The sequence below is a fragment of the Modestobacter sp. SSW1-42 genome, assembly GCF_046635825.1.
GTDB lineage: Bacteria > Actinomycetota > Actinomycetes > Mycobacteriales > Geodermatophilaceae > Modestobacter.
The window spans coordinates 426,081-442,937 of record NZ_JBISCA010000004.1 but is presented as its reverse complement, the minus strand read 5'-3'; the positions used below and the strand labels follow the sequence as shown (position 1 = coordinate 442,937).

Below are 16,857 nucleotides of genomic sequence, written 5' to 3'. Positions count from 1 at the left end.
CCGCCCCCCCCCCCCCCCCCCCCCCGGACCGACGACCCCGGAGCCGACCCCCTGCGGCCCCGGGGTCGTCGTCCGTCCGCACCACCTACGCTCGACCGGGTGCCGGCTCCCCTCCCGAACGTCCCGCTCACCGGCTCGCTGGACGACCCGGCCCGGGCCCGCGACCTGGCCCGGATGAAGCGCCTGGCGACCGGCCTGTTCGTGCTCGCCGCAGCGGTGTTCCTCGCCTGCGTGCTGTTCGGCGGCGACCGCACCTGGGTCGGCTACGTGCGGGCCACCGCCGAGGCGTCGATGGTCGGGGCACTGGCCGACTGGTTTGCCGTGACGGCGCTGTTCCGGCACCCGCTCGGGGTGCCGATCCCGCACACGGCGGTCATCCCGCGCAAGAAGGACCAGATCGGCACCAGCCTGGGCACCTTCGTGCAGGAGAACTTCCTCACCCGCGCGGTGGTCGAGGAGCGGCTCGACGGCGTCGACGTCCCCGGCCGGCTGGGCGCCTTCCTGGCCTCCCCCGGCCGGGCCGAGCGGCTGGCCGGGGACGCCGGCAAGGCGCTGGGCGCCCTGACCGACCTCATCGAGGACGACGAGGTGCAGCAGGCGGTCTCGTCGTTCGTCGACCGCAAGCTCCGCGAGACGCCGGCCGCCCCGGGGCTGGCCCGGGTGCTGGAGCTGGCCGTCGACGGCGACCGCCACCAGGAGGTGCTCTCGGCCGGGCTCTCCGGGCTGGCGGAGTTCCTGGCCGACAACCGGCTGGTGTTCCGCGCCCGGCTGGGCGCCGCCTCCCCCGCCTGGGTGCCCGACTGGGTCGACGACCGGGTGTTCGACCGGGTCTTCGAGCTGCTGCGCGGCTTCCTGGCCGAGGTGGGCGCCGACGCCGACCACCCGGTGCGGGCGGTCTACGACCGGCGGCTGCGCGCGTACGTGCACGCGCTGCGCACCGACCCCGACGCCGCCGCCCGGGTCGAGCAGTTCAAGGCCGAGGTGCTCGACCACCCGGCGGTGCGCACCTGGTCGGGCTCGCTGTGGTCGACGGCGAAGAACGGCGTGGTCACCGCCGCGGCCGACCCGGACTCCGAGCTGCGGGCGCGGGTGGTGCGACTGATCCACGCCGGCGCCGGGCTGCTGCAGACCGACCCGACGATCCGCGAGCTGGTGCAGCGGCAGTTCCGCCGGGGCGCGGGCTGGGCCGTCGAGCGCTTCGCCGGCGACGCCGCCGACCTGGTGGGCACCACCGTCGCCCGCTGGGACACCGAGGAGACCAGCCGGCGGATCGAGCTGCAGGTGGGCCGGGACCTGCAGTGGATCCGGGTCAACGGCACCGTCGTCGGCGGCCTGGCCGGGCTGGTCATCTACACCGTGGCGCAGCTGCTGTCCTGAGTGGTCAGGACACCAGCTTGAGCCCGGCCACGCAGCCGACGATGCCCAGCAGCAGCGCGATGCGCACCACCGACGCCTGCTCCTGACCCGAGACCATGGCGTACCCCGCGGTCAGCGCGGCGCCGATGCCGACCCAGACCGCGTAGGCGGTGCCGACGGGCAGGCCGCGCAGCGCGTACGCCAGCCCGGCCATGCTCCCGGCCAGCGCGACCAGGAACACCACGACCGGGACCGGGCGGGTGAAGTTTTCGGAGCGGTCGAGGGCGTTGGCCCAGACGGCCTCGAGGGCACCGGACAGGACGAGGACGAACCAGTACACGGGGACTCCCACGGTCGCCGTCTTGTCGCTGTCCGGGTACGGCGCCGCTCGTCCGGGAGACCCGCTCGCCGGGCTCCCCTCCAGGGTCGCACGTCGCGGCCGGCGCGACACCTGCGCTCCCGTGGTCCTCCGGTCCCCGACGCCACGGGACCGCAGAGCGCGCGGCGCCCGGCCGCCCCGCAGCGGGGCGGCCGGGACGGGGCGCTACAGCGAACGGCGGGCGGAGGCCGCGGCGAACAGGGCGATGCCGGCCGCGACGCTGACGTTCAGCGACTCGGTGTCCTTGGTGATCGGGATCGACAGCACGACGTCGCAGCGCTCGCGCACCAGCCGGGACAGCCCGGCGCCCTCAGCCCCGACGACCAGCGCGATCGGGTCGGCGAAGCCGTCGTACTCGTGGATGCCCATCTCGCCGTCGGCGGCCAGGCCCACGGTCTGCAGGCCGGCGTCCTGGTAGGACGCCAGCGCCCGGGACAGGTTGACCGCCCGGGCCACCCGCAGCCGGGCCGCGGCACCGGCGCTGGTGCGCCAGGCCGAGCCGGTCATGCCCACCGCGCGGCGCTCGGGGACGACGAGGCCGTGCGCGTCGAAAGCCGCGGCCGAGCGGATGATCGCGCCCAGGTTGCGCGGGTCGGTCACGCCGTCCAGCGCCACGATCAGCGGCGGGCGGCCGGCGTCGCGGGCGATGTCGAGCAGGTCGTCGGGGTGCGCGTAGTCGTACGGCGGCACCATCAGGCCGATGCCCTGGTGCAGCGCGTGGTCGCTCATCCGGTCGAACTCGGACTTGCCCACCTCGAGCAGCGGCAGCCCGCGGTCGGCGGCCAGCTGCACCGACTCCGCGATCCGCTCGTCGGTGCCGCCGCGGGTGGTGTCGCCGGTGACCACGTAGAGCGCGGTCGCCGGGATGTTCGCGCGCAGCGCCTCCAGCACCGGGTTGCGGCCGAGCAGCAGCTCGGGGGCCTCGGCGTTGCGCCGCTGCACCCGCTGCCGGTTGTCCTGGCGCGCGGCTGCGGCCTTCGCCGCCTTGTACGCCGGGTGGTGCGGCCGGTCGGTGGCCTTGGGGGTCGCGCCGCGACCCGCCAGGGAGCGGCGGTTCTTGCCGCCGGTCCCGGCGGTGGCGGTCTTCTTGCCCGCACCCGCCGAGCGGCCGCGTCGTTGGCTGTTGCCGGCCATCAGGTCAGCTCCCATCGTGTGCCCTGGGGGGTGTCCTCGACCTGCACGCCCAGGGCGCCGAGCTGGTCACGGATGGCATCGGCGGCCGCGTAGTCCTTGCGGGCGCGCGCCGCGGCACGCTGGTCGAGCGCGAGCTGGACCAGGCCGTCGGTGGCCTGCGCCAGGCGGCGGTCGCCACCGGCGTCGGCCCACTGCGGGTCGAGCGGGTCGAGCCCGAGGACACCGAGCATGGCCCGGACGGCGCCCAGCGCCGCGGCCAGGCCCTCGGTGTCGTCGGCGGCCAGGGCGGTGTTGCCCCGGGTCACGACCTCGTGCACGACCGCGACGGCGGCCGGGGTGCTGAGGTCGTCGTCCAGCGCGGCGGTGAAGGCGGCGGGCAGCTCGGGTGCGCCGGCGTCGGCCCCCACCACCTCGGCGGCCCGGCGCACGAAGGACTCCAGCCGCTGGTAGGCGGTGGCGGCCTCGGCGAGCGCGGGCTCGCTGAACTCGATCATGGAGCGGTAGTGCGGCGCGGCGAGGTAGTAGCGCAGCTCGACCGGGCGCACCCGCTGGACGACCTCGTCGACCAGCAGCGTGTTGCCCAGCGACTTGCTCATCTTCTCGCCGCCCATGGTCACCCAGGCGTTGTGCAGCCAGTACCGGGCGAACCCGTGCCCGGCGGCCTGGGACTGGGCCCGCTCGTTCTCGTGGTGCGGGAAGCGCAGGTCCAGCCCACCGCCGTGCAGGTCGAACTCCGGCCCGAGGTACTTCTCGGCCATCGCCGAGCACTCCAGGTGCCAGCCCGGGCGGCCGCGGCCCCACGGGGTGGCCCAGGAGGCGGTCGCCGGCTCGCCGTCCTTGAGGCCCTTCCACAGCGCGAAGTCGCGCGGGTCGTGCTTGCGCTCGTCGGTCTCGGTGTCGGCGGCCGCCTGCAGCTCGCCCAGCTTCTGGCCGGACAGCTCGCCGTACGCCGGGAACGACCGGACGTCGAAGTACACGTCGCCGTCGACGGCGTAGGCGTGCCCGCGGTCGACGAGCTGGGCGATGAGCTCGATCATCTCCGGCACGTGCCCGGTCGCCCGCGGCTCGTAGGTGGGCGGCAGCGTGCCCAGGACGTCGTAGGCGCGGGTGGCGGCGCGCTCGTTCTCGTACGCCCAGGCCCACCACGGCTCACCGGCCGCGGCGGACTTGGCCAGGATCTTGTCGTCGACGTCGGTGACGTTGCGGACGTAGGTGACCTCGTGGCCGGTGTGCGTGAGCCAGCGGCGCAGGACGTCGAAGGCGATGGCGAACCGCACGTGCCCGATGTGCGGGGGCCCCTGCACGGTCAGGCCACAGACGTACATGGAGACCTGTCCTGCACGCAGGGGCGTGAAGTCACGCACGGCACGCGCGGCCGTGTCGTACAGGCGGAGGCTCACGGCCGCGATCCTACGGTCGTGATCGGACCGCTCTCGACCACGAGCGCGGTCGCCAGCGCCGCCCGCCCCTCCCCACGGCCGGTCAGCCCGAGCCCGTCGGTGGTGGTGGCGGTGACCGACACCGGCGCGCCCAGCGCCGCGGACAGCGCGGCCTCGGCCTCGGCCCGCCGCGGCGCCAGCTTGGGGCTGTTGCCCACCAGCTGGACGACGGCGTTGCCGACCTGCCAGCCGGCGGCGGCGAGCACCTCGCGCACGTGCTCGAGGACGGCGACGCCCCGGGCGCCGGCCCAGCGCGGGTCGTCGGTGCCCAGCAGCCCGCCGATGTCGCCCAGGCCGGCGGCGGACAGCACCGCGTCGGTCAGCGCGTGCGCGACGACGTCGCCGTCGGAGTGCCCGGCGCAGCCGTCGACGCCCGGCCACTGGAGGCCGGCCAGCCAGCAGGCCCGGCCCGGCTCGATCGGGTGCACGTCGGTGCCCAGCCCGACCCGGGGCAGCGGCGCGGTCACACGACCCTCTGCGCCCGGGCGACCTGCAGCTCGGCCAGCGCGAGGTCGTGGGCCACGGTGATCTTGGCGGCGCGCTCGTCGCCGACGACGGTGTGCACGGGGACGCCGGCCGCCCGCACGACGGAGGCGTCGTCGGTGAACTCGGCGGCGGCGCCGTGCGCGCGCCCGTAGGCCTCGACGAGGGTGGCCCGGTCGAAGCCCTGCGGGGTCTGCACCCGGCGCAGCGTCGACCGCGGGACGTCGGCGGTGACCACCCCGTCGGCGTCCACCACGACGGTGGTGTCGACGACCGGCAGCACCGGCACGACCGCGCGGGCCCCACCGGCCAGCGCCTCGAGCACCCGGGCGACCACGGCGGGCGGGGTCAGCGGCCGGGCGGCGTCGTGCACGAGCACGACGTCGGCCTGCTCGCGGGCGGCCGCCAGCGCCGCCCGGACCGAGGCGGTGCGGGTGTCACCGCCCACCACGACGTGCACGTCGGCGGGCAGGACGGCGGTGAACGCCGCCCGCTGCGGCGCGGGGACCGCCACGACGACCTCGGCCACCCCGCCGGCGCGCAGCGCATGCACCGCCCAGACGACCAGCGGCCGGCCGTCGAGGGGCACGAGCGCCTTCGGCAGTTCCGCCCCCAGACGCAGACCACTCCCGGCCGCTGCGACGATGCCGACAGCGTGCACGGGAGTGGTCTGGGGAGCGCCGGCGGGAAGACCGGCGCCCTGGTGCTCGGTGCTCAGGAAGCCAGGACCTCGTCGAGCAGGACCTCGGCCTTGTCCTCGTTGGTGCCCTCGGCGAGCGCGAGCTCGCTGACCAGAATCTGACGCGCCTTGGAAAGCATGCGCTTCTCGCCGGCGGACAGGCCGCGGTCCTTGTCGCGGCGCCAGAGGTCGCGCACGACCTCGGCGACCTTGTTCACGTCGCCGGAGGCCAGCTTCTCGAGGTTGGCCTTGTACCGACGCGACCAGTTGGTCGGCTCCTCGGTGTGGGGGGCACGCAGGACCTCGAAGACCTTGTTCAGCCCGTCCTGGCCGACGACGTCGCGGACGCCCACGATCTCGGCGTTGTCGGCGGGGACCCGCACGGTCAGGTCGCCCTGGGCGACCTTCAGCACGAGGTAGGACTTCTCGACGCCCTTGATGGTGCGCTGCTCGATCGCCTCGATGAGCGCCGCGCCGTGGTGCGGGTAGACAACGGTCTCGCCAACAGTGAAGCCCATGTGTATGTGACCCCTTTCGCTCACCCCAGGTTACCACGGCACAATGCCGTCCGGCTCGTCAGAGTCCGACAAAAGTGCTGGTCAGCGGCGTGGCCGAGGTCAGTCGGGGGTTGACAGGAGCGTGGTCGGTGTGCAGTTGCGCAGCGGAACGGGGCCTCCGGGACGACCCCGGACGGCCCTCGCGCTCGCCCGCGCCACCCACCTCGAGCCCACCCTGGCGGTCACCGCCGTCGCGGTGCTGCTCGCCGTGGCCGCCGGCGTCCCGGCCGGGCGCACGGTGCTCGTCGGGGTGGCCGTCGGTGCTGGTCAGGCTGCCATCGGCTGGTGCAACGACTGGCTGGACGCCGACCGCGACCGCGCCGTGGGCCGGTCCGACAAACCGGTCGTGCAGGGCACCGTCAGCCCCGCCCAGCTGCGCACCGGCACGGCCGTGGCCGTCGTCACCACGGTCGTCGCCTCGCTCGCGCTGGGCGTCGTCCCGGGGCTGCTGCTGCTCGTCCTGGTCGCCAGCGGGCTGGCCTACGACGCCGGCCTCAAGCGCACCGCGCTGTCCCCGCTGCCCTACCTGACCGGCTTCGGTGCGCTGCCGGCCGGCGTGGTCGCCGCCGCCCCGGGCACGCCGGGTGCGCCGTGGTGGCTGGTCGCCGCCGGCGCCGCCCTGGGCGGGGCGGCGCACGTGGCCAACGTGGCCCCCGACGTCGCCGACGACCTGGCCACCGGCGTGCGCGGGCTGCCGCACCGGGTCGGCCCGGTGCCCTCGGCGGTCGCCGGCGCCCTGCTGCTGGGCACCTCGGCGCTGCTGCTGGTGTTCGGCCCCGACGGCGACCCGGGGGTGCGCGGCTGGCTGGCCTGCGTGGTCGCCGCGCCCGCGGTCGCCGTCGCGGCGCTGGCCGGCAGCCCCCGCGGCCGACGGCTGGCCTTCCCCGCCGTCCTGGTGCTGACCGTGCTCGACGTCGTGCTGCTGCTGTCGGGCGGGGCGGCGCTCACCTAGGGGGCGTCGGTGCCGCGACGCCGCTCCTGGTCGACGACGACCTCGAGGTCCTTGAGCCGGGTCAGCCCGTTCAGCGGCTGGCGCATCCGGGAGTTGCCCGCCAGCCGCTCGCGGTTGCGCTCGAGGAACGACCAGTAGCCGGCGGTGAACGGGCAGGCGTCCTCCCCCACCCGCTTCCTCGGGTCGTACCGGCAGCCGCCGCAGTAGTCGCTCATCCGGTCGATGTAGGCGCCGCCGGCGGCGTAGGGCTTGGTGGCCAGCACCCCGCCGTCGGCGTGCTGGCTCATGCCGACGACGTTGGCGACCATCACCCAGTCGTAGCCGTCGACGAACATGCGGTGGAACCAGTCGGTCATCGCGAGCGGCTCGATCCCCCGCTGCAGGGCGTAGTTGCCCAGCACCATCAGCCGCGGGATGTGGTGCACCCAGCCGCGCTCGCGGACGTCGGAGAGCACCGAGGACAGGCAGTTCGCGCCGACCGCCTCGGCCTCCAGCTCGCCCATCCAGCCCGGGACCTCCTCGTGCGCCTCGAGCGCGTTGCCGTGCCGGTACTCGCGGCCCAGCTGCCAGTACAGGTGCCAGATCCAGTCGCGCCAGCCCATGACCTGGCGGACGAACCCCTCGACGGAGTTCAGCGGCAGCGGGTCGCCCGCGGCGACCGACTCCCGCCAGGCGGCGTCGGCGCGGTGCACGACGTCCGCGGGGTCGACCAGGCCGAGGTTCAACGACGCCGAGAGCATCGAGTGCGCCAGCCACGGGTCGCCGGTGAGCATGGCGTCCTCGTGCGGCCCGAAGGCGCGCAGCCGGTGGGTGAGGAAGTCCGCCAGCCGCTCCTCGGTCTCGGCGGTGGTGACCGGGAACAGCCGCGGGCCGTCGTCGCCGACGAAGGAGACGTCGCCGGCGGCCTCCCAGGCGTCGAGGTCGGCGCGGACCCGGGCGTCGATCTCGTCCTCCACCGGCCACCACGGCGGCGGGGCGTCGACCCGGCCGTCGGCCGGCGGGGGCTGCCGGTTGTCGTGGTCGAGGTTCCAGGTGCCACCGGCGGGCTCCGCGCCGTCCATGAGGACGTCGTGCACGCGGCGGGCCACCCGGTAGAAGTCGTCCATCAGCAGCCGCTGGCGTCCCCGGCCACCGGCCCAGCGGCGGAAGTCGGCCTGCCGGGTGACGAACCCGCGCGCCTCCAGCACCGTCACGCCGGGACGGCGGAGGACGAAGTCGCGGGCCGGCCAGGTGGTGGGCGCGCACACCGACAGCGGCTCGTCGACCTGGTCGAGGGCCTCGGCGTAGCTGTCGGTCTGCAGGAACACCGCCTGGTCGCCCAGCTCGGCGGCCCGGTGTCGCAGCGCCGACAGCAGCAGGTGTGCCTTCTGCCGGTGGAAGCGCCGCCGGCGGAAGACCCCCCTGGACTCCACCAGCAGGACGGGCTGGTCCGGCGCGTCGAGGAAGTGGGGCCCGAGCTGGTCGGCGAAGCACCAGCGCCGCGTGCCGGGCGCCTGAGCTGCGAACTCCCCCAGCGCGGGGTCGCCGTCACCCGGCATGCCGTCGTCGGTCCGTACCGCCATGTCCCTCACCTCCCAGCGGACATCCTGGGTGGACCGTTACGATCTGCGCGACTCGTGCCGCTCCCACCCGGACCGGCCGGTACGTCTCTGGAGGTCGACGCTGTGAACCGCGCACTGCGCGCTGCTGCGATGGGTGCCCTGCTGCTCTCCCCGGTGGTGCTGTCCGCCTGCAGCGCCGGCCAGGTGACGCAGACGAACACCCAGGAGCAGAACTTCGGCGGCCAGACCGACTTCGGCCCGCTCGCCCTGCGCGCCCTCGAGCTGCCCTACCCGACCGGCGGCATCTACCCCAGCGGCAGCGAGGCCCGCCTGCTGGGCGCCGTGGTCAGCACCGCCGACACCGAGGACACCCTCGTGGGGATCAGCGGCGAGGCCTTCGAGGACGTCGAGGTGGTCGTCCCCGACGCCGAGGAGCCGGCCGAGGGCGCTCCCGCGGGCATCTCGCTGCCCGTCCCCGCCGACGGGACCCTGTACTTCAGCAACGGCCAGGGCCCTGCGGTCACCCTCGTCGGGCTCTCCGAGGAGCTGAGCGTCGGCGACTACGTCGACGTGACGTTCTCCTTCTCCGAGTCCGGCGACGTCACGGTGCCCGTGCCCGTCGGCGTGTCCCAGCGCGACCTGCCCCGCGGCGAGGCCTTCGACTTCCACCCGGAGGAGGAAGAGGATCAGCAGGGCGGCGGCAGCGCCCCGTGACCTCCGGGGCGACCTCGTCGCCTCGCCGGGAACCGTCGTACCCCGCTGCCACCATGGTGGCGTGCCCGCTCCCGGTGTGAAGTCCCGCCCCGCCCACCGCTGCACCGAGTGCGGCTACTCCTCCGCGAAGTGGGTCGGCCGCTGTCCCGAGTGCCAGGCCTGGGGCAGCGTCCAGGAGGTCGGCGCCGTCGGCTCGTCCCCGCTGCGCGCGGTGGCCGCCGGTCCGGTCAGCTCGCGGGCCGTGCCCATCGGCCAGGTCGAGCTCGCCGGCGCCCGGGCGGTCCCCACCGGGATCCCCGAGTTCGACCGCGTGCTGGGCGGTGGCCTGGTGCCCGGCGCGGTGCTCCTCGTCGCCGGGGAGCCCGGCGTCGGCAAGTCCACGCTGCTGCTGGAGGTCGCCCACCGGGTGGCCGCCGCGAACGGGCCCACGCTGGTCGTCTCCGGCGAGGAGTCCGCGGCCCAGGTGCGGCTGCGGGCCGAGCGCATCGGCGCCCTGCACGACGAGCTGTACCTCGCCGCGGAGACCGAGCTGTCCGCCGTCCTCTCCCACGTCGAGGACGTGGACCCGACGCTGCTGGTGCTCGACAGCGTGCAGACCGTCCGCTCCCCTGCCGTCGACGGCACCGACGGCGGCGCCACCCAGGTGCGCGCGGTCGCCAGCGCGCTCAGCGGGGTGGCCAAGGCCCGCGGCATGACCACGATCCTGGTCGGCCACGTCACCAAGGACGGCGCGATCGCCGGTCCGCGGGCGCTCGAGCACCTGGTCGACGTGGTCATCTCCTTCGACGGCGAGCGGCACTCGACGCTGCGGCTGGTGCGGGCCACCAAGAACCGTTTCGGCCCCGCCGACGAGATCGGCTGCTTCGAGATCGGTGACGGCGGCGTGGTCGGTGTGCCCGACCCGTCCCACCTGTTCGTCTCCCGCCGCGCGGCGCCGGTGCCCGGCAGCTGCGTCACCGTGACCATGGAGGGCAGCCGGCCGCTGCTGGCCGAGGTCCAGGCGCTGGTCGCCACCTCGGGCGGCGGCGGGTCGCCGCGGCGGGCGGTGAGCGGGCTGGACTCGCAGCGGGTGGCCATGGTCAACGCCGTCGTCGAGCGGCGCGGCGGGGTCAAGCTGGCCGACGCCGACGTCTTCGCCGCCTCCGTGGGCGGCGTCCGCATCCTGGAGCCGGCTGCCGACCTGGCGCTGGCGCTGGCGATCGCCTCCGCGGCCAAGGACCGGCCGCTGCCCGCCGGCCTGGTCGCCATCGGCGAGGTCGGCCTCTCCGGCGAGATCCGCCGGGTCGGTGGCACCGCGCGGCGGCTGGCCGAGGCGGCCCGCCAGGGCTACACCGCGGCGCTCGTGCCGGTCGACTCCGGCCCCACCCCGCAGGGCATCCGGCTGATCGAGGTGGCCGACCTGGCCGGCGCGATCCACCGGCTGTGGTGAGCCCGGTCGCCCGCTGACGCCCCCCCCCCCCCCGGGCGGCCGGCGGCGACCTGCGGTGACCGCCTGTCCACCCCGGACCCGTAGAATCGGCCTCTGTACCGCCCGACCGTCAGGAGCGCTCGTGCCCCCCGCTGTGGACCCTGAGGCCGCGCTGCGGGAACTGCTCGGTCGGATCGCCCCCGGCACCGCCCTCCGGGACGGTCTCGAGCGGATCCTCGCCGGCCGGACCGGTGCGCTGATCGTGCTCGGCTACGACCGCGTCGTCGAGTCGCTGTGCACCGGCGGCTTCGCCCTCGACGTGGCCTTGTCGGCCACCCGGCTCCGCGAGCTCGCCAAGATGGACGGCGCGGTGATCGTGTCCTACGACGGCAGCCGCATCGTGCGCGCCGGCGTGCACCTCATGCCCGACCCGACGATCCCCACCGAGGAGTCAGGCACCCGGCACCGCACCGCCGAACGGGTCGCGCTGCAGACCGACTTCCCGGTGATCTCGGTCAGCCAGTCGATGCACATCATCTCGGTCTACGTGGCCGGGCGCCGCTACACCCTCGAGCACCCCACCACGATCCTGGCCCGCGCCAACCAGGCGCTCGCCGCCCTGGAGCGCTACAAGCTCCGGCTCGACGAGGTCGCCAGCACCCTCTCGGCGCTGGAGATCGAGGACCTGGTGACGGTCCGCGACGCGATGAGCGTCAGCCAGCGGCTGGAGATGGTGCGGCGCATCGCTGACGAGATCGAGGGCTTCGTCGTCGAGCTGGGCACCGACGGGCGACTGCTCGCCCTGCAGCTCGACGAGATGCTCGCCGGGGTCGAGGAGGACCGCAGCCTGCTGGTCCGCGACTACCTGCCCAGCGCGGGCCGCCGCCGCACCGGCGAGGAGGTGCTCACCGACCTCCGCGCGCTGACCGCCACCGAGCTGCTCGACCTCTCCGCGGTCGCCCGCTGCTACGGCCTGCCCACCTCGCCCGACGCGCTCGACTCCCCGGTCAGCCCGCGGGGCTACCGGCTGCTCGCCCGGGTGCCCCGGCTGCCGGCCAGCATCATCGACCGCCTGGTCACCCACTTCGGCGGGCTGCAGAAGCTGCTGGCCGCCACCATCGAGGACCTCCTGGCCGTCGAGGGCGTCGGCGAGGCCCGCGCCCGCGGCATCCGCGAGGGCCTCTCCCGGCTGGCCGAGACCTCCATCCTCGACCGCTACAGCTGAGGGCCCCCTCGCAGGGCCCCGCCGCGAGCCTGCGAGTCGTGCAGGGCGAGGCCCGGGCCCCCTCGGGGGTCCCGCCGCGAGGTACGAGCGGCGGGAGGACCTCCATCAGGTCAGGGTGAAGGTCGCGTCCGGGCTGACGTCGGTGTCCAGCCGGCCACGCAGCACGTAGGTGCCGGCAGGCGGGGTGGTGCGGTCGGCGGCGCACCCCGGGGCGCTGCTCAGCCCGCTCCACGGCACCGGGAACCCCACGCTCTCCCCCGCCTGGAGCGTGCGCTGCCCGGTGGTGGTCTCCGGGAAGCAGTCGTTGCTGCCCCAGACGCGCTCTCCGGCGTCGTCGATCAGGATGATTTCCTGCAGCGCGGCGTCCACGGTCCGCACGCAGGCGACCGTCGAGGTGTTGGTGACCACCAGCTCGAACGTCGGCTTGCTGCCCACCGGGGTGCTGGCCGGGTCGGGCCGCACCTCGACGGCGATCATGTCGTCGGTGCACGGGCCGCCCGGGGTGGGGCCGGCGGGCGCACTGGACGCCGGCGCTTGCGGCTCGGCAGCCGGTGGCGGTGACGGTGCGGCCGTGGGCACCTGCACCGCGGCCAGGGACGGCACCACCTGCTCCAGGCCCGGCGTCGGGCGCGGGGCGCCGCCGGGGGGTGCAGCGACGGTCGGTGCGTCGTCCGGTCCTCCGGTGGCGACGGCGGCACCCAGCCAGCCGCCACCGCCCAGCACGCCCACGGCGCAGCCGAGCACCAGCAGCCGCCGCCGCCAGTAGACGGCAGCGGGCAGGGGGCCCACCGGGTGCAGCACCCCGCGACGCTAACCGGCGCTCCGCCGCGCTCGGCGACCGCCACGCCTGACTGCGCCCGGTGCGCCGCCTCACCGCGCACACCGGCCGCACCCGTGCGGCGAGGCGTCACCCTGAGTGCCGGAGCGCACCAACGGAGCACCCCCGACGGCTCGGGTGCGCGCCGGGCACACTGGACGCTCGTGAGCACCCTTTCCGCCCCGCCCACCGGCTCGCAGGGTGAACCGGTCGGCGAGGTGATCGTCGACTGGTACGCCGGTGCCGCGCGGGACCTCCCCTGGCGCGCGCCCGGCACCGACCCGTGGGCGGTGCTGGTCAGCGAGGTGATGCTCCAGCAGACCCCGGTGGCCCGGGTGGAGCCCGTCTGGCGCGAGTGGCTGGCCCGGTGGCCGACCCCGGCCGCGATGGCGCAGGCCAGCCCGGCCGAGGTCATCCGCGCCTGGGGGAAGCTCGGCTACCCCCGCCGCGCCCTGCGGCTGCGTGAGGCGGCCGTGGCCGTCACCGAGCGGCACGGCGGCCTGGTGCCGGCCGGGGTCGACGAGCTGGAGGCGCTGCCGGGCGTCGGCACGTACACGGCGCGGGCGGTGTCCTGCTTCGGCCACCACCGCCGTCAGCCGGTGGTGGACACCAACGTGCGGCGGGTCGTCGCCCGGCTGGTGCACGGGCGGGCCGAGGCGGCCCCGGCGCGCGCCGCCGACCTCACCGACATCGCCGCCCTGGCGCCGGACGACCACGACCGCGCGGTGCGCTTCTCGGTCGCCGTGATGGAGCTCGGCGCCCTGGTCTGCGTCGCCGGGACACCGCGCTGCCCCGCGTGCCCGGTCCGCGATCGCTGCGCCTGGCGGCTGGCGGGGTCACCGGCGTACGACGGGCCGCCGAAGAAGGTGCAGGGGTACGCCGGCACCGACCGGCAGGCGCGCGGCCGGTTGCTGGACGTGCTGCGGGCGGCGTCCGGGCCGGTGCCGGCCGAGGCCCTCATGCCGGCGTGGGACGACGCCGTGCAGCGCTCCCGCTGCCTGGACTCCCTGCTGGTCGACGGCCTGGTCGCGCAGACCGAGGACGGCCGCTTCACCCTCCCCGACTGAGCCAGCGACTGGTCAGCCGCGAGGCCGGCGCGGCAGCGTCCGGTCTCGCAGGGTGAGCAGTACCCCGACCAGCATCGCCACCCCGGCGACCACCAGGACGACGGTCTCTGCCCACCCCGGCCACGTGTCGCGCCGACCGGCGGCCAGGGCCCCGCCGACCATCGCCACCGCCACCAGCAGCCCTCCGTAGAGCGGCGTCCGCATCGGGTGGTCTCCGCGCGCCATGGGTCCTCCTGTCCTGGCTCACCGTGCATGTTCCTGGCTCAGCGTCCACGGTGAGCCAGGAGCACGCACGATCAGCTCTCCTGATCCCGGACGGACCCCGGGGACGACGGAGGCCGCCCCTGCTCCGGAGAGCGGGGGCGGCCTCGTCATGACCTGCTGAGGAGCTACTCGGCGGCGAGGGCCTGGGGGCCGTCGTCGTCGCCGTCGGCGGCCGCGAGGGCCACCGGCGGAGTGTCCGGGAGGTCGACCGGCTTGGTCTCCGACCGGAAGGTGAACGTCGACTTGGTGGTGTCGGCGTTCTCCTCGACGTCCACCACGATGATCTCGCCGGAGGCGATCTCGCCGTAGAGGATCTTCTCGCTCAGCGCGTCCTCGATCTCGCGCTGGATCGTGCGGCGCAGCGGCCGCGCACCCAGCACCGGGTCGAACCCGCGGGCCGCCAGGAGCTTCTTGGCCGCCGGGGTGACCTCGAGCGACATGTCCTTGTTCGCCAGCTGGCTCTCGACCCGGCCGAGCATCAGGTCGACGATGTGGACGATCTCGTCCTCGGTCAGCTGGTGGAACACGACGATGTCGTCGATGCGGTTGAGGAACTCGGGCCGGAAGTGGCCCTTCAGCTCCTCGTTGACCTTGAGCTTCATCCGCTCGTAGTTGCTGGTGTTGTCGTTCCCGGACTGGAAGCCCAGGCCGACGGCCTTGGAGATGTCCCGCGTACCGAGGTTCGTGGTCAGGATCAGGATCGTGTTCTTGAAGTCCACGATCCGGCCCTGGCCGTCGGTCAGCCGGCCGTCCTCCAGCACCTGCAGCAGCGTGTTGAAGACATCGGCGTGCGCCTTCTCGATCTCGTCGAAGAGGACCACCGAGAACGGCTTGCGCCGCACCTTCTCGGTCAGCTGGCCACCCTCGTCGTAGCCGACGTAGCCGGGAGGGGCACCGACGAGCCGCGACACGGTGAACTTGTCGTGGAACTCGCCCATGTCGATCTGGATGAGGGCGTCGTCCTCGCCGAAGAGGAACTGCGCGAGCGCCTTGGCCAGCTCGGTCTTACCGACACCCGAGGGGCCGGCGAAGATGAACGAGCCACCGGGACGACGGGGGTCCTTGAGGCCCGCCCGCGTGCGCCGGATCGCCTGGCTGACGCTCTTGATGGCCTCTTCCTGGCCGATGATCCGCTTGTGGAGCTCGTCCTCCATGCGGAGCAGACGAGTGGTCTCCTCCTCGGTCAGCTTGAAGACCGGGATGCCGGTCCAGTTGGCCAGGACCTCGGCGATCTGCTCGTCGTCGACCTCGGCCACGACGTCCATGTCGCCGGCCTTCCAGGCCTTCTCGCGCTCGGACTTCTCGCCGAGCAGCTGCTTCTCCTTGTCGCGCAGGGAGGCGGCCTTCTCGAAGTCCTGGGCGTCGATCGCCGACTCCTTCTCCCGGCGGATGCCGGAGATCCGGTCGTCGAACTCGCGCAGGTCCGGCGGGGCGGTCATCCGCTTGATCCGCATCCGGGCGCCGGCCTCGTCGATCAGGTCGATCGCCTTGTCGGGCAGGAAGCGGTCGGAGATGTACCGGTCGGCCAGCGTCGCGGCAGCCACGAGCGCGCTGTCGGTGATGCTGATCCGGTGGTGCGCCTCGTAGCGGTCGCGCAGGCCCTTGAGGATCTCGATCGTGTGGGCCAGCGTCGGCTCGCTCACCTGGATCGGCTGGAAGCGGCGCTCGAGAGCGGCGTCCTTCTCCAGGTGCTTGCGGTACTCGTCGAGCGTGGTGGCGCCGATGGTCTGCAGCTCGCCGCGGGCCAGCATCGGCTTGAGGATGCTCGCCGCGTCGATCGCGCCCTCGGCGGCACCGGCACCGACGAGGGTGTGGATCTCGTCGATGAACAGGATGATGTCGCCGCGGGTGCGGATCTCCTTGAGGACCTTCTTGAGCCGCTCCTCGAAGTCACCGCGGTAGCGGGAACCGGCGACGAGGGCACCGAGGTCGAGGGTGTAGAGCTGCTTGTCCTTCAGCGTCTCGGGCACCTCGCCCTTGACGATGGCCTGGGCCAGGCCCTCGACCGCGGCGGTCTTGCCGACGCCGGGCTCGCCGATGAGGACGGGGTTGTTCTTGGTGCGGCGGGACAGCACCTGCATGACCCGCTCGATCTCCTTGGCCCGGCCGATGACCGGGTCGAGCTTGCCGTCGCGGGCGGCCTGGGTGAGGTTGCGGCCGAACTGGTCGAGGACCAGCGAGGTCGACGGGGTGCCCTCGGCGGGGCCGCCGGCAGCGGCGGGCTCCTTGCCCTGGTAGCCGCTCAGCAGCTGGATGACCTGCTGGCGGACGCGGTTGAGGTCGGCGCCCAGCTTCACCAGGACCTGGGCGGCGACGCCCTCGCCCTCGCGGATCAGGCCGAGCAGGATGTGCTCGGTGCCGATGTAGTTGTGGCCGAGCTGCAGCGCCTCGCGCAGCGACAGCTCCAGGACCTTCTTGGCACGCGGGGTGAAGGGGATGTGGCCGGACGGCGCCTGCTGGCCCTGCCCGATGATCTCCTCGACCTGCTGACGCACGCCCTCCAGCGAGATGCCGAGGGACTCCAGCGCCTTGGCAGCGACGCCCTCACCCTCGTGGATCAAGCCCAGGAGGATGTGCTCGGTGCCGATGTAGTTGTGGTTGAGCATCCGGGCTTCTTCTTGAGCCAGGACGACCACCCGACGGGCTCGGTCGGTGAACCGTTCGAACATCTGCTGCTTCTCCTCTGACCGGCTGGACCTGCTGTGCTCGTGTCCCCCTGCGGGGACGGTGGACACCCGACGTGCGTCGGCGCGCTGGGCACCGGTCGCTCCACTGTAGTTCGCACCACCGGCTCACCGTCCAGACGAGGCCGTCGGGCTGTGGTCGGGGGCTCGATGGAGAC

The 16,857-nt window shown here is 74.3% G+C and carries 16 protein-coding genes and 1 riboswitch; of the genes, 6 read left to right on the top strand and 10 right to left on the bottom strand.

The genetic code is table 11. The features are described 5' to 3' along the window. The first annotated feature begins 99 nt into the window (after nucleotides 1–99). Nucleotides 100–1,377, top strand: a complete 1,278-nt coding sequence (locus ACGBYP_RS16410) for a DUF445 domain-containing protein (RefSeq protein ID WP_411585810.1) — start codon at nucleotides 100–102, stop codon at nucleotides 1,375–1,377. 4 nt (nucleotides 1,378–1,381) lie between these two features. Here the strand turns inward: ACGBYP_RS16410 and ACGBYP_RS16405 are convergent, their stop codons facing one another. The 6 genes from ACGBYP_RS16405 to ACGBYP_RS16380 form a co-directional block, all read right to left on the bottom strand. Further along, nucleotides 1,382–1,708, bottom strand: a complete 327-nt coding sequence (locus ACGBYP_RS16405; protein ID WP_411585809.1) for a DMT family transporter — start codon at nucleotides 1,706–1,708, stop codon at nucleotides 1,382–1,384. After that, nucleotides 1,707–1,775: riboswitch (guanidine-III (ykkC-III) riboswitch) on the bottom strand. (Overlaps the previous gene by 2 nt.) A 125-nt stretch (nucleotides 1,776–1,900) precedes the next feature. Next, complete coding sequence (gene rlmB / locus ACGBYP_RS16400) at nucleotides 1,901–2,884, bottom strand: 23S rRNA (guanosine(2251)-2'-O)-methyltransferase RlmB (RefSeq protein WP_411585807.1); 984 nt, start codon at nucleotides 2,882–2,884, stop codon at nucleotides 1,901–1,903. Then, nucleotides 2,869–4,269 (bottom strand): cysteine--tRNA ligase, encoded by a 1,401-nt coding sequence (gene cysS / locus ACGBYP_RS16395; protein ID WP_411585806.1) that lies wholly within the window; start codon nucleotides 4,267–4,269, stop codon nucleotides 2,869–2,871. Before cysS ends, rlmB begins: the two co-directional genes overlap by 16 nt. Next, nucleotides 4,266–4,775 carry a 2-C-methyl-D-erythritol 2,4-cyclodiphosphate synthase gene (gene ispF / locus ACGBYP_RS16390; RefSeq protein WP_411585804.1) on the bottom strand — a complete coding sequence of 170 codons (510 nt, stop codon included), beginning with the start codon at nucleotides 4,773–4,775 and terminating at the stop codon, nucleotides 4,266–4,268. Before ispF ends, cysS begins: the two co-directional genes overlap by 4 nt. Further along, the gene (gene ispD / locus ACGBYP_RS16385) at nucleotides 4,772–5,452 is read right to left on the bottom strand and encodes a 2-C-methyl-D-erythritol 4-phosphate cytidylyltransferase (RefSeq protein WP_411585802.1); all 681 of its coding nucleotides are present in this window, start codon (nucleotides 5,450–5,452) and stop codon (nucleotides 4,772–4,774) included. The genes ispF and ispD overlap by 4 nt, the downstream gene beginning before the upstream one ends. 53 nt (nucleotides 5,453–5,505) lie before the next feature. Continuing rightward, nucleotides 5,506–5,988, bottom strand: coding sequence for a CarD family transcriptional regulator (locus ACGBYP_RS16380; protein ID WP_166753741.1), 483 nt, complete (start codon nucleotides 5,986–5,988; stop codon nucleotides 5,506–5,508). 130 nt (nucleotides 5,989–6,118) lie between these two features. Between ACGBYP_RS16380 and ACGBYP_RS16375 the strand changes: the two genes are divergently transcribed. Further along, on the top strand, nucleotides 6,119–6,979 hold the full coding sequence (locus tag ACGBYP_RS16375; RefSeq protein WP_411585800.1) for a UbiA family prenyltransferase: 861 nt from the start codon (nucleotides 6,119–6,121) through the stop codon (nucleotides 6,977–6,979). On the opposite strand, the gene ACGBYP_RS16370 is transcribed toward ACGBYP_RS16375, so the two are convergent. Beyond that, a complete protein-coding gene (locus ACGBYP_RS16370) occupies nucleotides 6,976–8,541 on the bottom strand; it encodes a cryptochrome/photolyase family protein (RefSeq protein ID WP_411585799.1) in 1,566 nt (521 codons plus the stop codon). The genes ACGBYP_RS16375 and ACGBYP_RS16370 overlap by 4 nt on opposite strands. Before the next feature lie 102 nt (nucleotides 8,542–8,643). Between ACGBYP_RS16370 and ACGBYP_RS16365 the strand changes: the two genes are divergently transcribed. The 3 genes from ACGBYP_RS16365 (at nucleotide 8,644) to disA (ending at nucleotide 11,867) form a co-directional block, all read left to right on the top strand. Continuing rightward, nucleotides 8,644–9,234: a copper chaperone PCu(A)C gene (locus ACGBYP_RS16365; RefSeq protein ID WP_411585797.1), complete on the top strand. Its 591-nt coding sequence runs from the start codon at nucleotides 8,644–8,646 to the stop codon at nucleotides 9,232–9,234. Between the two features lie 61 nt (nucleotides 9,235–9,295). Beyond that, nucleotides 9,296–10,663 carry a DNA repair protein RadA gene (gene radA / locus ACGBYP_RS16360; protein WP_411585795.1) on the top strand — a complete coding sequence of 456 codons (1,368 nt, stop codon included), beginning with the start codon at nucleotides 9,296–9,298 and terminating at the stop codon, nucleotides 10,661–10,663. A 121-nt stretch (nucleotides 10,664–10,784) separates the two neighbouring features. Continuing rightward, nucleotides 10,785–11,867, top strand: a complete 1,083-nt coding sequence (disA, locus tag ACGBYP_RS16355) for a DNA integrity scanning diadenylate cyclase DisA (protein ID WP_411585793.1) — start codon at nucleotides 10,785–10,787, stop codon at nucleotides 11,865–11,867. A 105-nt stretch (nucleotides 11,868–11,972) separates the two neighbouring features. Here the strand turns inward: disA and ACGBYP_RS16350 are convergent, their stop codons facing one another. After that, the gene (locus ACGBYP_RS16350) at nucleotides 11,973–12,668 is read right to left on the bottom strand and encodes a MucR family transcriptional regulator (RefSeq protein WP_411585792.1); all 696 of its coding nucleotides are present in this window, start codon (nucleotides 12,666–12,668) and stop codon (nucleotides 11,973–11,975) included. Nucleotides 12,669–12,848: 180 nt separating this feature from the next. On the opposite strand from ACGBYP_RS16350, the gene ACGBYP_RS16345 reads away from it, so the two are divergent. After that, nucleotides 12,849–13,751, top strand: coding sequence for an A/G-specific adenine glycosylase (locus ACGBYP_RS16345; RefSeq protein WP_411585790.1), 903 nt, complete (start codon nucleotides 12,849–12,851; stop codon nucleotides 13,749–13,751). A gap of 12 nt (nucleotides 13,752–13,763) precedes the next feature. Here the strand turns inward: ACGBYP_RS16345 and ACGBYP_RS16340 are convergent, their stop codons facing one another. After that, a complete protein-coding gene (locus ACGBYP_RS16340) occupies nucleotides 13,764–13,976 on the bottom strand; it encodes a hypothetical protein (protein WP_411585788.1) in 213 nt (70 codons plus the stop codon). A 164-nt stretch (nucleotides 13,977–14,140) separates the two neighbouring features. Next, nucleotides 14,141–16,684 carry an ATP-dependent Clp protease ATP-binding subunit gene (locus ACGBYP_RS16335; protein ID WP_411585786.1) on the bottom strand — a complete coding sequence of 848 codons (2,544 nt, stop codon included), beginning with the start codon at nucleotides 16,682–16,684 and terminating at the stop codon, nucleotides 14,141–14,143. Between the last annotated feature and the right edge of the window lie 173 nt (nucleotides 16,685–16,857).